Annotated in this window: 14 protein-coding genes and 1 pseudogene; 4 read left to right on the top strand and 11 right to left on the bottom strand. The window is 66.6% G+C overall.

What is annotated here, in order from left to right:
* Positions 1–36 precede the first annotated feature (36 nt).
* Together B7X32_RS09975 and B7X32_RS09970 are read right to left on the bottom strand one after the other, a co-directional pair.
* A complete protein-coding gene (locus B7X32_RS09975) occupies positions 37–1,284 on the bottom strand; it encodes an MFS transporter (protein ID WP_292719047.1) in 1,248 nt (415 codons plus the stop codon).
* Positions 1,285–1,310: 26 nt separating this feature from the next.
* Positions 1,311–1,652 carry a metalloregulator ArsR/SmtB family transcription factor gene (locus tag B7X32_RS09970; protein ID WP_292719045.1) on the bottom strand — a complete coding sequence of 114 codons (342 nt, stop codon included), beginning with the start codon at positions 1,650–1,652 and terminating at the stop codon, positions 1,311–1,313.
* A 212-nt stretch (positions 1,653–1,864) separates the two neighbouring features.
* Here B7X32_RS09970 and B7X32_RS09965 point away from each other — a divergent pair, with 212 nt between their 5' ends.
* The 3 genes from B7X32_RS09965 (at position 1,865) to B7X32_RS09955 (ending at position 4,394) form a co-directional block, all read left to right on the top strand.
* A complete protein-coding gene (locus B7X32_RS09965) occupies positions 1,865–2,488 on the top strand; it encodes a hypothetical protein (protein WP_292719043.1) in 624 nt (207 codons plus the stop codon).
* 2 nt (positions 2,489–2,490) lie between these two features.
* Entirely contained in the window at positions 2,491–3,408 is a 918-nt protein-coding gene (locus B7X32_RS09960) for a recombinase family protein (protein WP_292719041.1), read from the top strand.
* 170 nt (positions 3,409–3,578) lie between these two features.
* Entirely contained in the window at positions 3,579–4,394 is an 816-nt protein-coding gene (locus B7X32_RS09955) for a restriction endonuclease (protein ID WP_292719039.1), read from the top strand.
* A 104-nt stretch (positions 4,395–4,498) separates the two neighbouring features.
* On the opposite strand, the gene B7X32_RS09950 is transcribed toward B7X32_RS09955, so the two are convergent.
* Entirely contained in the window at positions 4,499–6,013 is a 1,515-nt protein-coding gene (locus B7X32_RS09950) for a recombinase family protein (RefSeq protein WP_292719038.1), read from the bottom strand.
* Between the two features lie 25 nt (positions 6,014–6,038).
* Here B7X32_RS09950 and B7X32_RS09945 point away from each other — a divergent pair.
* Positions 6,039–6,164, top strand: a pseudogene (locus tag B7X32_RS09945) (flavin-dependent oxidoreductase); the annotation flags it as partial.
* A 9-nt stretch (positions 6,165–6,173) separates the two neighbouring features.
* Here B7X32_RS09945 and B7X32_RS09940 read toward each other — a convergent pair.
* The 8 genes from B7X32_RS09940 to B7X32_RS09905 all read right to left on the bottom strand — a co-directional run bounded on the left by B7X32_RS09940 (position 6,174) and on the right by B7X32_RS09905 (position 15,380).
* Positions 6,174–7,139: a sugar kinase gene (locus B7X32_RS09940; RefSeq protein WP_292719036.1), complete on the bottom strand. Its 966-nt coding sequence runs from the start codon at positions 7,137–7,139 to the stop codon at positions 6,174–6,176.
* Positions 7,136–7,783, bottom strand: coding sequence for a bifunctional 4-hydroxy-2-oxoglutarate aldolase/2-dehydro-3-deoxy-phosphogluconate aldolase (locus B7X32_RS09935; RefSeq protein WP_292719034.1), 648 nt, complete (start codon positions 7,781–7,783; stop codon positions 7,136–7,138). Before B7X32_RS09935 ends, B7X32_RS09940 begins: the two co-directional genes overlap by 4 nt.
* 113 nt (positions 7,784–7,896) lie before the next feature.
* On the bottom strand, positions 7,897–8,667 hold the full coding sequence (locus tag B7X32_RS09930) for an IclR family transcriptional regulator (RefSeq protein ID WP_292719032.1): 771 nt from the start codon (positions 8,665–8,667) through the stop codon (positions 7,897–7,899).
* Between the two features lie 13 nt (positions 8,668–8,680).
* Entirely contained in the window at positions 8,681–9,517 is an 837-nt protein-coding gene (kduI, locus tag B7X32_RS09925) for a 5-dehydro-4-deoxy-D-glucuronate isomerase (protein ID WP_292719030.1), read from the bottom strand.
* Positions 9,514–10,599, bottom strand: coding sequence for a glycoside hydrolase family 88 protein (locus B7X32_RS09920; RefSeq protein ID WP_292719028.1), 1,086 nt, complete (start codon positions 10,597–10,599; stop codon positions 9,514–9,516). The genes kduI and B7X32_RS09920 overlap by 4 nt, the downstream gene beginning before the upstream one ends.
* On the bottom strand, positions 10,600–13,293 hold the full coding sequence (locus B7X32_RS09915; RefSeq protein ID WP_292719026.1) for a hypothetical protein: 2,694 nt from the start codon (positions 13,291–13,293) through the stop codon (positions 10,600–10,602).
* Positions 13,294–13,602: 309 nt separating this feature from the next.
* Positions 13,603–14,469 carry a carbohydrate ABC transporter permease gene (locus tag B7X32_RS09910; RefSeq protein WP_292719024.1) on the bottom strand — a complete coding sequence of 289 codons (867 nt, stop codon included), beginning with the start codon at positions 14,467–14,469 and terminating at the stop codon, positions 13,603–13,605.
* Positions 14,466–15,380 (bottom strand): sugar ABC transporter permease, encoded by a 915-nt coding sequence (locus B7X32_RS09905; protein ID WP_292719022.1) that lies wholly within the window; start codon positions 15,378–15,380, stop codon positions 14,466–14,468. The genes B7X32_RS09910 and B7X32_RS09905 overlap by 4 nt, the downstream gene beginning before the upstream one ends.
* Positions 15,381–15,428 lie beyond the last annotated feature (48 nt).

Raw genomic sequence — 15,428 nt, 5'->3', positions numbered from 1 at the left:
ATCCACTGAAGGATCGTGGCCCTTGCTTGTGCTGCCTCAGCTCTGGCTCTGAGCATTCACCACCGAGTTGGAACCCTGTCCATCGGCGGAGCCACGCCAAGCGGCAAGCGTAGCGACAGCTCCGACGACGCCGAGCGCGACGAGCACCAGGCCCACTGCGGGGAGTCCGATCACTGCCCCCAACGCTCCGGCGAGAGGATAGGTGATGAGGAAGCAGGCATGGGACAGAGAGAACTGAGCAGCAAACACCGCGGGACGGTTCTGTTCGTTGCTGTTCCTGCGGAGCAACCGAGCCGACGGAGTCAGGATCGTGGAGGTGGCCGCTCCGAGCAACAGCCAGAGAGCTAGGAGACTGATCCACTGTGGGGTTCCGTCCATCGAGGCGATGACTCCAGTGGCAGCTAGGAGCAGGATAGGCAACGCGACTCCGCCGACGAGCATCACTCGTCGATCCGGAAGCCGCTCCAGCAGCTTGGGCATCCCGAGAGCAACCAGCATGGAGCCGCCGCCGTATGTACCGAGAAGCAATGCCACATCAGTCTGTGGCCGACCCAAGTTTCCCTGGACGAGCACCACTGTGTTCACGATCACCATGGCGGTGGTGGTCGCCACCACGAGGTTCAGCCCCATGAGTCCACGCAGTTCGCCATTGGACCAGAAAACTCGAGCACCCTTGGTGAGCCTGTCGAAGAACCTGCTCGGCTCGGGAGGAGGAATGAGCGGGAATCGAGATGCGATAACCAGGACCGCAGAGGCTAGGAATCCAACCACGGTGCCGACGAAGAGGTTATGGAAACTGATCACAGTGAGGAGTACGGCTGCAAGCATCGGGCTCACCAATGACTCCAGATCGTAGGCCAGCCTCGAAAGCGACAGGGCGCGGGTGTAGTCCTTCTCATCAGGGAGCACGGAGGGGATTACGGCCTGGAAGGTGGGCGTGAAGGTGGCAGAGGCGGACTGCAGCAGGAAGATCAGGATGTAGATCTGCCATGCCTCGGTCACGAAGGGCAGTGACACGGCTACGCCAGCGCGGACTAGGTCGGAGCCGATGAGCACAGCCTTGCGAGGTAGCCGAGCGACAAGCGCGGTCGTGATCGGAGAGACTGCGACATAGGCAACCATCTTGATGGTCATCGCGACGCCCATCACGATTCCGGCGTCACCGCCAGCGATGTCGAAGGCGAGGAGGCCGAGCGCCACGGTGAGCAGCCCTGTGCCGAGCAGTGCGATGATCTGGGCGCTGAAGAGCTTGGCGTAGGTCGGATTCCGGAGGACGGCGAGCATTTGAGGCCTTTGAGGTAGGAGGTCAGCTAGTTGCTGCTGGGGCTGTGGTGGTGGGGAGGGATCTGACCGTTGGCCACAGCATGCTCCGCTTGCTTGATGGCCTCTATCACGAGAGCAACCGCGTGCTCGTCGGTCAGTCTGTAGAGCACGCTTGTGCCCTCCTGGCGGGTCGTCACCATCCGAGCCATCCGGAGCCTCGCCAGATGCTGTGACACTCCAGACGGCTTCTTGCCGACGAGTTCAGCCAAGGCATTGACGGGCAGCTCCTCGGCGCGCTTGAGGGCGAGCACGATCCTGATCCGAGTTGGATCGGAGAGTAGCCCAAGAACCTCGGCGGCGAGGTCGACATACTCTGACGCCGGGTCCATGCCGCATAGTTTAGTATCCGCGTTCATACGCAGATACTAACAGTCCCAGGTTAGAAGGCAGAGCGCGTGTGTGACATCACGGCTGCCCGTTGTGCCGGGAGGAACTGTTCGCAAACGAACGGTTGCGAACAGCTCAGGAGCGGCGTGGTTCGAGCACGCTCCGATATGACTTTTCGTCGGTGCCAAAGGATGGCACCGCGAAGGAGAAAAACATGCTCAAGCTAGGACTAACAGCACCGAGTGCCAGAACCAGACTACCCACCGTCGACGAGCAGACTCAGATGCTTCTCCACTATGGAGTCAGCGCTGAGAACATCTACAACTCGAAGGCTGAGCTGCTGACGAGGGTCGCCACTGAGACTGACCCAGTCGAGGTAGTTGTCACCAGCCTGTCTCGATGGGGGGTCCAGGTCGCAGACAGGATCGAAGGATTGGCGCTGCTCCAGGAGCGCTCAGGATCTCTGACCGTGCTCGGTCCAACGGAGTTCACTCTGATCGGCTGGCTTTGGCTTGGCGTTTTCGACAGTGAGGAGGATGTGTGGCTGGAGGGAATCGCCGGGAAGAAGCGAGGCGCGGCGACAGCGGCGCGAAGCAGAGAGATTCCCATCGGCCCAACCCCGAAGCTCAGTCAGGCGGATGTGGACTGGATCTGGACGAGACGGGAGGAGGACAACTGGGGTCCGGATCGAATCGTCAGCGGACTGAAGAGAGACCGCAACATCGCGGTCAGCAAGCGAACCGTCATGCGAGTGCTCGGCCTCATCAAGGGAGCCGCCCCCTATGTGCCACGGGATAACCACAAGTACTTGAAGCGCGACGCCGAGAGGAGGGGCTGACCATGGCGAAGTCATCTAACCTAATCTCGCTCGGCTGGGCACGAGTCTCCACAGACAAGAAGGAAGACCGCAAGGAGCAGACCCTCGATCAGCAGATCGATGCTCTTTCCACCTATGGTGTGCCGACTGAGAACATCTACAGCGACAAGATGAGCGGAACCATCAGCCTCAAGAAGAGTGAGCAATGGGCTGCACTCAGCGAGCGAGCGCTCGATCCCAAGCAGAAGATCGAGATCGTGCTCGTGAGCTGGTCCCGACTCAGCCGGGACTTCTACGACTTCCTCGCGGCGGTGAACCAGTACACAACCAACGGCTGTGTCTTCACCGTCATCGGGGAGCCTCGTTACCAGAAGTATGCTCCGAAAGATGCCATGGAGTCATTCCAGCTCGCCATGGAGGCTTTCGGCGCACAGGACTACCGGGAGCGAATCTCCAAAGCCACGAAGGAGTCGCTTCACTACAAGAAGCATGTGCTGGGGATCAGGCTCGGCAGACCCGAGAAGCTGACTCTGGAGGACTGCGCGGAGATCAACCGGCTCGCTCAGCTTGAGGACTACACGAATCCCCGGCTCATCGCTGAGGGGATCACCGCCCAACGGCTGGCAGCAATCCCCGAAGGCCTGGATGATCCCGAGCGCGAGAGGGCTGAGAAGCACGCTGCGGTATCTCGCCCGATCGTCTACCGCTACCTCGCGCTGACTGGGCTGACGGAAGCTGACTTCATGTTCATCGATCTTCTGAAAGAGCAGCACGGAGACGACTGCGAGGCCATCGCCAAGGATCTCACCGCTGCTCGAATCGCTGCGATCCCAGAGGAGATTGCCGACGATGAGGAGGCCTACCCCAAGGCGCTGAAGGCTTCGACGGTGCTGCGCTCATCCATCTACCGATACCTGACGAAGGAGGCAGCTCATGCGTAGGCGGGAGAGGGACTACACGAGGAACGATTGGCGATGGTTCAACCGTCTGCGGGATGGGATGAGCTGGTTGTTTGTGCTTCTGTTCCATTGACCACAACGGAAGGCCGGGGGATCGAATCGTGATCCCCGGCCTTCTCTGTTCGACCTTCGAGCGTTCCTATACTCGGACTATGGTGAATGACGCCGACGAGCAGCCGGACGAGACCGAAGCCGATCCTGAGGAGACTGACGACAACTTCGCTCTCGGCTCGCTGGACTTCGAGGGGCTGTCTCCAACCGACTTCGAGGAGTTCTGCTTCGATCTCGTCTCAGAGAGCGGATTCTCTAATGTGGACTGGCGGAAGGGCACTCCGCTCGCCGCCTCACCGTCAGACCGTGGCCGGGACATCACAGCCCGCAAGACCCTCAGGGACATCGACGGCCACGAGTATGAGGAGCGCTGGTTTATCGACTGCAAGCACTACAAGCGTGGAGTTCCGCCCGATGCTCTCCAGGGCACTCTTGCCTGGGCTAACGCTGACCGACCCGCTGTTGTGCTGTTCATCGCTTCCGGCTACCTCACCAACGGGGCCAAGGACTGGATCGCTGAGTACGAGCGCACCAACCGTCCGCCGTTCCGTATCAGGGTCTGGGAGAAACCCCAGCTCCTTCGGCTAGTCGAGAAGAATCTCGATCTGGCCTTCAAGCACGATGTGGGCACGAGCACCCTGAGACGAGTGTCAGAGATCCTGGCTGTGGAGTCGGAGCTGATGGATCGGCTCTGGTACGGGCGGAAGCCTGCCGATGACGATGAGGCCGCCATGAAGGACTGGCCCGAAGACATCAAGGCCGGGATGCTTGCCGAGAAGCGTCGAGTTGAAGAACAGTATGGAGTCGAGTCGCTGGCCGAAGATGTCGAGACGGACTGGGCCTGGGCCTACCTCTCAGGCAGGATCTCTGCTGTGCGCTGGGTGCTTGGAGACGACTGGCATAACCTCGACAGTTGATGCCCTGAGCGTCCACAGGCTGTGATCTCAGACTGTCACTCAGTCGCTGCGCACATGCTCACCGTCTGCGGCCTGACGGGCTGAGAACCGCGCGGCCCTGCATGTCAGTCCACCCAGATGAAATGAGTCCTAGCCTCAATCTTCCGTCGGCCTGGCGCTGCCTTGTATACGACCACCGTGTCGATCATCAGCCCGAGCAGATGATTCATCTGATCGATGGTTCCCTGTTGGAGGGGGATGGGCTGTTCTTGCTGATCTGAGCTGGCCGGGTCAGCGGGAGGACGACGGGTGCTGTCCTGGTAATACTTGATCAACTCTTCGGCTGGCTCAGTCTCGGAAAAGCCCATGATGGGCTTCGTTGGTCGCGTGCTGTCTGCATCGACCTGCCGCTGGAGCTTGTCTCGCTCGTCGTAGAGCCGATCCACCTCCGCAAAGGCGATGGCTGCGGGCAGGGTCTTTGTCCGGTAGCCCTCCATGAGCTCACTGATCTGATCCGTGATCTCGTCAATCCGCTTAAGGTCTTCCGGGTTCGGTTCGGGGGACCGATCGCTCTGCTTGGAGAAATACCCCTCGCTCTCCCGCTTGTAGACTTCCGTGAACATTCGCTCGATGGCATGCTGTTCCAGAAGCCCCGCGGAGATCCCGACATGGCCCTTCTTGCAGGCGTAGATCGCTCTCGGTCTGGTTCCGCTCGGCGTCTGTCCGTATAGAGGTTTGGCGCAGGAGCCACATCGAAGTAACCCAGCCAGGGGCCAAGTGCCCTGACGCTTTTTTACACGAGCGTGGACTTGGAGAGCACGGAGCGCTTGTCGTCTTTCCTCCAGGGTGATGATCGGTTCCCAGGTTCCCCTGACCGGCTGCCCCTCCAAGTCGAAGAGCGGTTCCCGGTGGTAGGTTCTGACCCCTGCCGTCCTCCAGCCGACGAGTACCTTCTTAAGCACTGAGTGCTCCCACTTCGAACCCCCGGCGGCGGTGAGCACTCCTTCTTCTTCCCAGCGCCGGGCTACGGCGGTGATCGTGGCTCCTTGGATCAGCTCTTCCACCGCACTCCGGATTCGTGCGGCCTCCTCGGGTTCGAGTGTCACTCCGTCCGCCTTCCAACCGAAGGGCCGCTGTCGCTGGAGCTTCGGCTCTCCCTTAAGTGCTCGATGGTGGAAGGAGGCCTTCTGGCGCTCTGAGATTCGATCCGCTTCGGCTGCATCCCAAGCAGCAACGGTGAGGGCAACTGCTCGACCGTCAGCAGTGGTGAGGTCGTGGCTGCCAGATACTACGGTCTTGATCTCCAAGGCACCGGACTCGGCAAGGCTGATCAGCTCGATCCATTCGAGCGGGCGCCTCGTGAGTCGAGAGTTCGAGTAGGCGATGACAGTCCCAATGAGACCATCTCGGATAGCCGACAGCATCTCTTGATAGCGAGGGCGGGGCTTGTTCCCGGTTCGGGTGGATGCTCCAATGTCGTTGTCGGTGTAGACCCCAACAACATTGAGACCTAGCCTGTCTGCGAGGTCGCGGCAATCCTTCTCTTGGCGCTGGACTCCAACCTTGTCTCCCTCAGCGTCCCGGCTGATCCTCGTGTAGATCGCCGCTGCTGTGACTGGAATCCTGCGCTGTGTCGCCATGATTCGCGATTGTACATCACAAGGAATCCCGAACCAGCTCGGCCCCGAATACAACCTGCACGTGCTGCAGGCGTTCGCCGAGCACGTGGCGCCGGCGCTGGGCTGGGAGCCGAACACCGAGGGACCGGTGCAGGGCGACCCGGTCGACTGATCCGGTCGGTCAGCGCGCCACGCCTTCCGTCGCTCCCTGCGACAGGAGGTCGGCGCGGTTCGGGGAGCCCTCCCAGTCTCCTCGGGAGGTGCACGCCAGCGCTCCGGTGGTGACCGCCTGCAGCAGTCTCCCGCGCGGATCCGCGCCCTCGAGGAACGCCGCCAGATACCCCGCGACGAAGGCATCCCCGGCGCCCACGGTGTCGACGACCTCCACGGGCACCGCTTCCTGCTGCAGGAGGGCGCCGTCGATCAGCGCGGTGGCGCCGTCGGCGCCCCGTTTGATGACGACCTGGTCGGGGCCGAGGGCCGAGACGGCGGATTCGAGTCCGCCGTCGGGCGCTGCGACCAGCAGTGCGGCCTCCTCCACGCCCGCGAAGACGATGTCCGCCGCCTCCGCGATCCGTCGGTAGACGGGGGACGCGGTCTCGCGGGACCACACACCGTCACGATGGTTCACGTCGAAGGACACGGTGACCCCGGCCGCGCGGGCGCGGGCGATCGCGTCGAAGGTCGCCGCCTGCGCGGACTCGGAGAGTCCGGGGGTGATGCCGGTCACGTGCAGCATCGCCGCGTCCCGGAGCACGTCGTCCGGGAGGTCAGACGCCGAGAGGAACGACGCGGCGCTGTTGCGCCGCCAGTAGCTCACGGTCGCGGTGTACGTTGTGCGGCGCTGCTTGAGCATGAAGCCGGTGGGATGCTCCCGATCCCGGGTGGCGCGCACCTCGACGCCCTCCGCACGCAACTCGCGCTCGATCAGGTCGCCGAACGGATCGATCCCCAGCCGGCTGATCCAGATCGCGGGGATCCCGAGGCGGGACAGCGCGATGGCGACGTTGCTGTCCGCGCCCCCGAAGCTCAGGGTGTGCGCGCGGGCGGTGACGATGCTGCCGGGCGTCTCATTCGCCGCAAGGCCCATCGTCTCGCCGAACGTGACGACCGCTCGGCGCCCGCGAGCCTCGGAGGAGCCGTTCACCTCCGCACCCCGCGAGCATCGGAGACCGCCCGCAGAGCGGCGCGGCAGCGGAGGGCCAGCGCGTCGGCGTCCTGATCCCGGAACACGGCTCCGAGCAGGGGGCCGCCGAGGCTGACGGCGATCGCGCCGGCCTCGATCCAGGAGGGGATCGCGGCGAGGTCGATGCCGCCCGATGGCAGCAGCGGGATGTGCGGGAACGGACCATGGAGGTGGCGCAGATAGTCGGGGCCGAGCGTCTGGGCGGGGAAGACCTTGACCGCGGTGGCGCCGAGATCCCACCCGGCCTCGACCTCGGTCGGGGTCATCGCCCCGGGGTAGACGCGGATCCCTGCATCCACCGCGACACGGATGACATCGGGCTTGATCGCCGGAGTCACCAGGAAGCGGGCGCCTCCGTCGATCGCGGCCCGGGCGTGATCCGCGGTCAGCACCGTGCCGACGCCGATCTCGGCCGTGTGCGGGAGCGCGGACACGAGTGCGGGCAGCGCGTCGAGGGTTCCGGGCGTGGTCAGGGTGAGCTCCACGCTCGTCACGCCCGAGGCGATGAGGGTCTGCACCACGGGAAGATACGCCGCGGCGCTCGGAGCGCGAAGGACGGCGACGACCCCGGATGCGGTCAGGTCGGTGGACGGTGCGGTGCGCATGCTCTCTCCGGTCGATCGGTGGACGGATACAGGGGATGGGTGCGAGGGAAGGCAGGGCGGATCGACGCACGATCGGGCGATCGGGCGATCGTGCGTGGGACGGGACAGGTCGGTCAGGCGGCGCTGAGGCTGGCGCTGATCTCACGAGCGGCCTCGGTCACGTCCGCCGCGACAGGGGCGAGGCGCGAGTTGGGCATCTCGAACTCGAGGGCGGAGACGCTCACCCCGCCGAACGCCCGTCCTCCGGCGTCGACGATGCTGGCTCCGACGCAGCGCAGCCCCACCTCGTTCTCGCCCTCGTCGATCGCCCACCCGCGCTTGCGGGTCGCGTCGAGATCGGCGAGGAGGGAGCCGAGCGTGCGGTGCGTCCCCGGGGTGATCTGCCGCATGCCGGTGCGCTGGAGGATCTGCTGGACCTCCTCGTCGCTGAACTGCGCGAGCACCGCCTTGCCGATCGACGTCGAATACAGCGGCACGCTGCCGCCCACCCGGGAGAGCATGCGGTAGGAGCCGTATCCGTCGAGTTTCGCGGCGTAGACGACCTCGTCCGCATGGACGACGCCGAGGTGCACCGTCATCCCCGTCCGCTGGCGCAGTCGCTCCATGTGGGGGCGCGCCTGCCGCACGATCTCCGCATCGTCGCGCAGCAGGCCGGCGATGGCGTGCATCTTGCGCCCGGGGTGGTAGCGGCGATCCTCGTCCTGGTACACCCAGCCGCCCTCCGCGAGGTCGGCGAGGATGCGGTGCACCGTGCTGTACGACAGGCCGGTCGCGCGCGACAGGTCCGAGAGGCGGTCGTTCGACATGACCGCCTCGAGCACGGAGAGACCCTTCAGCAGGGCGGAGAGCTGCGAGGGGGAGGGAGTCATGTCGGGCGCGGCCATGAGCAGAATTCTGTCACCGGATGTCGACCACGCGGACGTGGTCCATGTCGTCGTAGGCGGCGTTCTCGCCCGCTGTGGCCCAGACGAAGCTGTACGGACCCGTCCCGGCGCCGAAGTGCATCGACCAGCTCGGCGAGACGACGAAGTCGCGATCGGCGACGACCAGATGACGGCTCTCGTCGACCTGCCCCATCATGTGGAAGACCCGGTCTGAGGGATCCAGGTCGAAGTACAGATAGCACTCCGTGCGCCGGTCGTGGGTGTGCGGCGGCATCGTGTTCCAGGTGCTGCCGCGATGCACCGTGGTGAAGCCGAAGGCGATGCTCGCGCTCGCCGTGCGTCCCTCGATGATGCACTGGTTGAGGGTGCGGCTGTTCGCCGTGTCGGGGGAGCCGAGCTCGACCACGTTCATCTCGTCGCGGGTGATGCGCACATTCGGCTGGGTCTGGTGCACGACGGCGGTGAACACGTAGAACGCGGCCGGGTTCTCCGGATCCTCCGACGTGAACGACACGTCCCGCGTCCCGCGGCCGAGGTAGAGCGCCTCGGTGTGCGCGAGCGGGTACTCGACGCCGTCCGCGGTGACCGCTCCCGGACCGCCGATGTTGAGTATTCCGGCCTCGCGGCGCTGCAGCACGAACTCGGCGCGGACTTCGTCCGGGGTCGGCAGCGTGATCGGTGCGGCCAGCGGGACGACGCCGAACGCGAGGATCCGGTCCGCGTGCAGATAGGTGCCCCTGGCCTCTCCCGGCCGGAACAGGTCGCCGTCGAGGAAAGCGTCGCGCAGCTGCGCGGTGCCCATCTCCGCGACGGCCTCGGGGCTGTGCGCATAGCGGGTGCGAACGGTCATGCGGGGATTTCCTTCCTGAGGTGGGCGGTCTCTCGCCAGGCGGCGAGTGCTTCCATGGTCAGCCCCTGTCCCCAGGGCTGAGGGCGGTCGTCGCGGATGACGGAGTATCCGAACGGGATCAGCTGCAGGATGGTGCCTGCGCTGACCCTGGTCAGCAGACCGTCCCGGACGTAGGAGAGGGAGCCGAGGACGGCGCGCTCGCCGGCGGCCGCCAGCCGGCCGCGGACGGCCTCGTCCTCGCTGAGCGCCGCCGTGCGGAGGAGGGCCGCGCCCAGTCCCGCGGCGGCGGAGGTCTCAAGGATCCCGCGGGTCTCCGCGGCGTCGTCGAGCAGCACGTCCCACACGCCGTGCTCGGGCTGGCGGCGCGCGGCGCTCTCGAGCAGCAGGGTGAGGCGCTGACGCACCTCGGGGGATCCCGTGACGGCGAGGATGTCGGCCCCGGACAGGGCGAACCAGGCGTTCGCGCGTCCCCAGTGACAGGGGATCCGGACGCCCTGGTGCGTGCCGTGCGCGAGCAGCCCCGTCGCCTCGTCCTGGAGCAGCTCGGCGTGGGCGATCCATTGCCGCTCGGCCTCGGAGACCAGATCCTGGCGCTCCAGTGCGGTGCCGGCGCGCAGCAGGAACTGCCCCGCCATGTACACGGTGTCGGCCCAGACGCCCCCCGGCCAGTGCTCCAGCGCGCCCCCGGCGTCTCTCGTCGCCTCGGGCGCCGTCTCGTACCAGGCGAGGCACGCATCCAGCAGGCTCCGATACTCGGGGCGGGGATCGCGACGGTGCAGCTCCGCGAGAGCGGCGCCCGGCGCGAGGTTGTTCACGTGCTCCAGTACCGGCGGGGCGGCGCGGAACGAATCCATGAACGCGGCGACCTCCGCCGGATCCTGCTCTCCGCGGGCACGCGACAGCCGGACCAGCGCGAGCAGGCACACGCCCTCGCCCCAGAACCAGCGAGAGATCCCCTGACGTCGGGTCGCCTCGCGGACCGCGTCCTCGAGGCCGTGCTGCACGTCGGCGAAACCCTCGCGGGTCAGCGGCGGGAGCGGCGGTTCGGCGAGCTCGGAGGAGGAGAGGTCTTCACCGGCCACTCAGCTCACCGCCTCTGCCGCGGCGATCGCACCGGCGATGTCGAGGACCAGCTCCGCGCCGCCCCAGGCGACGGTGGCGCGTTCCTCGCCGAACCCCAGCGTCAGGGCGGGATTCGACAGATGCGGATCCTCCTCGGGGCGTCCGTCCCGGAAGCCGGCGGGCACGCCGTCGACGAGGAACGGACCGTCGAAGGAGAGCTCCAGCGCGGCGCCGCCCTCGCGCCGCCAGGAGATGCTGTCGCCGTCTCCCCAGTCGGGCGTCGACGCGGCGATCCGTGTCACCCAGTCCGAGAAGGCGCCGTCGACGGCGCGCCGCCCGGAGAGGGCCACCCACGCGGCGCCGCCGCGAGCGGGCAGCCATTCCTGATGCGCGGTGTCTCCCGTGTCGACCCGGCGCACGCCGCCCGGCGTCGCCACCGCGACGTAGCCGTCGCCGCGGCGCCCCAGGATCCAGTCCCCGGAGAGGACCACCTCGTCGAACTGCGCGACGGGGAACCACAGGTGCGTGTGCCGGACCGGATCGCTCGAGGTGAAGCGCTGAAGGTGCACGACGGCGTTGCCGTGCTGCTGCACGCGGCCGAGCACACGATGACCGACCCAGCCGTTGGGGCGTGCGCTGGACCCCGTGTCGGCGTTCGCCGGATGGGTGACGAAGACCTGGAGCTCGCGCCCCAGGGTCACTCCCCACAGGTGCTCCTGCAGCCCGGGGAGCCCGGTGCGGTAGTCCTGGACGCTCGCGACCATGGCATCCGGTGTGCGGTGGATCCGCAGATCGGAGCGGTATGGACGCTCGAGCAGATCGCGTTCGAACGCGAGTCTGCCGCGATAGACCTGACGGCCCTCCCACTCCTCCGGGATCTCCGTCACGAGCGCACGGACGACGTCCGGGATCTCGTAGGAGCGGGCCAGCGCGAGGGCGGTGACGGGAAGCACCGCGTCGTTGAGCGTGCCGACCCCGCCGATGAGGCGGAGGATCGGCGAGGTCTCCTCGAAACGGCTGCTGCGCAGCGTGTGCACGTACGACCGGCCGTGCGCGGCGCCGTGGATCCCGTGCCAGGAGTTCGACGCGAGGGTGACGAGGATCTTATCCAGCAGGGTCCGCGCCGCGTGAACGAGGTTCTCGTCGTCGCACAGCTCCACGAGAGCGGCCAGCGCGTAGGAGTCGATCGCGAGGTAGGCGTTGGAGTCGAATTCGCTGAAGCCGCCCTGGAGCTTGCGGGTGATCCACGCGGCGGCGCGCGCCCTGCCCTCCGCGGCGTGTACGGATCCGGTGCGGCCGTCCACGCCGAACACGTCGTCGCCGAACGTCTGGCCGGCGAGGGCCTGGGCGACGTGCCAGACCAGCTGGTGGTTCTCGGTGAAGTAGCACATCGCGTCCAGGCCGGGCTGGGTGATCCAGTACTTCATCCCGGTCAGCGCGTCGCGGACCGTGTCGCGCAGACCCGGATCCCAGTTCTCGTCCGGGATCCAGCGCCAGGCGAACAGCAGCGCCACGATCTCGAAGTCGGCGCAGTCGCCGCGGGTGAGGACGCGGTGCAGTGCCGATGAGAGATCCTCCGCCGTCACGCGCGTGGTGCCGTCCAGGGAATGCCGGGAGAGCACGCCGGCGACGCCGGTCTCACGCCCGCTGCCGCCGATATGGGTCAGGATGTCTCGGCGCCAGTCTTCGGGGGAACCGGCCGCGTGCTCGGTGCTGGCCTCCGGCAGCCGCGCGACCCGGAGCTTCACGGTCTGCGGGCAGCGGGGGTCGTCGATGCCGACCTCGACCACGGACTCGCCGGAGCTCAGCATCGAAGCGCCGGCGGAGCGCGCGACGTCGGCGCCCTCGTCCTGCTCCTCCTCGGCGCCGGACAGCGAGTACTCCGCGATCCCGGCGGAATCGGTGCGGACCCGCTGCCAGCCCTGGTCGCCGACGCGGACCCGCAGGGCGACGTCGGCGGGACCGGTCAGCCGGGCGCGATCCTCGGTCAGCGCCCAGGAGGTCGATCCGATCCGGGTGAGCACGGTCTCCGCGAGGCGGGCGGCCGACTCGTCCGCACCGGGTGAGGGGAGCACGATCCGCACCGGCAGTCCGATCACCCGCAGCCGGGCGATGTGGCGGCACTCGCGGAACGCGACCTGCCACGTCGCCAGGTGCACGAGCGAGGTGCGGGACGGGATCCGGACCCGCACGCTGTGGACCTCAGGCTCCATGTACGAGACGGTGCCGCCCTGCAGCACGACCTCGCCGTCGAGCCAGAGCACGAACGGCCCGGTCGTGTGCACTTCGAGCGTGCGCCACTCGGCCTGGTCGACCTCGATCACCGTCGTGGCGAGCGAGGCGCGGTACTCGGGGGTGAAGCAGAACGCCGACCAGTCCAGGAAGCCGTCCCACCCGGTGTGCATCCTGGTCCAGCGGGCCTCGTGATCCGCGTCGAACGCGTTCCACCGGACGGCGCCGCCCTCCGACGGCACCGGCAATTCCTGCGCGGCGTCGATCCGGTGCGCCGCGAGCAGCCGCTCCTTGAGCGACGCGACGTCGGGCCCGTTCGTGAGGACCCAGCGTCCGTCGCCCCAGGGCTCGCCCGTGGGATCGAGGAAGGCGTCGAGGTCGGTGCAGGGGACGGCCCAGGCGGGAGAGACGAGCCAGTCCCGCACGGTTCCCTCGGCATCGGTGAGATGGACGGTGCGTCCGGTCGCGTCCGTGTCAGTCATGTGAAGAAGGGGTCCTCGTTGCTCGGTTCTCGTCGGTGGCGGTGGGGGACAGGTCGCTGGCCGTGTAGGCGCCCGGCCGGAGGGTTCGGCCGTCGGCCCCGAGTCGTCCTCCGCAGTGCGGACAGGGGGCCGGCTCCACGGTGGTGACGTATGCGTCCATGGGTCCTGGTCTTTCGATGTCTGTGCTGTCGATCCGTTTGCTGGTGGTGGCGGGCCGTCCGGTCCGCCACCACCGTTCATCGCGCGAGCCCGGGAAAGGTCAGAAACTCGGGGCGCGCGATGCCTGGGCCGCCCGCTGTGCGGGCGGGGCTACTTGCCACCGGTGTTGGCGATGCCGGTCGCGATCTGCCGTTGGAAGAAGAGATAGATGATGACGACGGGAATGATCGAGACGACGCTCATCGCGAGGATGAGGTTGAACGGCACCGTCTCCTCCGCGTTGAAGCGCGCGAGCGCGACCGGAAGCGTGTACACATCCGAGCTCTGAGCCACGATCAGGGGCCAGAGGAAGTCGTTCCACCGCCACATCACGGAGAAGATGGCCACCACCGCGAGTGCCGGCGTGCACAGCGGGAGCACGATCCGCAGGAACGTGCGGAACTCGCCGGATCCGTCGACGCGGGCGGCCTCGATCAGCTCGTCCGGGATGCTCAGCATGTACTGACGGAGCAGGAACACCCCGGTCGGGGTCGCCGCCGCGGGGATGATCATGCCCCACAGGGTGTTCACCAGTCCCAGGCCCGCCACCACCTGATAGACGGGGATCAGGATCACCTGCAGCGGGATCATGATCGTCGCGAGGGTGAGGACGAAGAGGAACGTCTTGCCGCGGAAGTTGTACTTCGCCAGCGCATAGGCCGCCATCGAATTGATCGCGAGCGTGATGACCGTCGCCGCGATCGTGACCACGACGCTGTTGCGCAGGTAGGTCGTGAAATCGAAGCGGGTGAGGGCCTCCGTGAAGTTGGTGAGGGCCCAGGACTCCGGCAGGAAGGTCGGCGGGCGCGCCGCGAGCTCCGTCGGGGACTTGAACGCGCCGAGCAGCGTCCACAGGACAGGGATCAGGGCGACGATGGCACCGGCGGTGAGGACCACGACCCTGAGCGCATCCGAGAGCCGGGTCTTGCCGAGTGAGGTCCAGGTGCGCCGGGGCGCCACGGTGGGCTGGGCGTTCATACGGCTTCCCGCTTCCTGCTGATCAGCCAGTTGATGATCGTGATGACGAACACGACGAGGAACAGCAGCACACCGCCGGCCGAGGCGATCCCGTAGCGGATCGGCGACTGGAAGCCGTTCTCGTAGATGTACTGCACGATCAGCATCGTGGCGCCGACGGGGCCGCCGCCGGTGAGGGTGTAGATGAAGTCGAAGGACTGGAACCCGTGGATCGTGGCCAGCACGACGACCACGACGATGCTCGGCTGCAGCATCGGGAGCGTGATCGAGCGGAACTGCGTCCAGGCCGAGGCGCCGTCCATCCTGGCCGCCTCGTACAGGGTGGGGTCGATCGCCTGGAGTCCGGCGAGGAGGATCAGCATGTAGAAGCCGACCTGCATCCAGATCCCGACGGCGACGATCGAGATCATCGCCCAGGTGTTGTCGACCAGCCACGGGACCTCGCCGATCCCGATCCAGCTCAGCCAGGTGTTGACCGCGCCGCTCTTGCGCTCCAGCATCCATCCCCAGACCAGGCCCACGACGACCGGGGAGATGAGCACGGGGATGAAGAAGACGCTGCGGAAGAAGACCTTGAAGCGCTTCTGCGCCTCGATCAGCACCGCGAGTCCGATGCCCAGCGCGGTCGACAGCACCACGAACGCGACCGCGTAGACGACCGTGTTGCGGGCGACGGACCAGAACTGCGCGTCGCTGAGGATGGTCGTGTAGTTCCCCAGCCCGACCGCCTTGAACGTGCGGCCGTTGCTGGAGGCGTACAGCGACATGTTGAATCCGTTGAGCGCCGGCCAGACGGTGAACATGCCGAAGATGAGCATGTTCGGGAAGAGGAAGAGGTACGGCGCGAGGCGGAGCCCCCAGGGGGCCCGCTTGCGCCGGTTGAGCGCAAGCGGGATGGCGACGGTCGTCATTGCTTCGTCTCCGCGACCAGCTGGTCGATCTTGGTGGAGAGGTCCTTC

Origin of the sequence: Microbacterium sp. 13-71-7, assembly GCF_002257455.1 — a bacterium.
GTDB lineage: Bacteria > Actinomycetota > Actinomycetes > Actinomycetales > Microbacteriaceae > Microbacterium.
The sequence above is the reverse complement of the archived record's forward strand: the minus strand, read 5'-3'. Positions and strand labels throughout refer to the sequence as shown.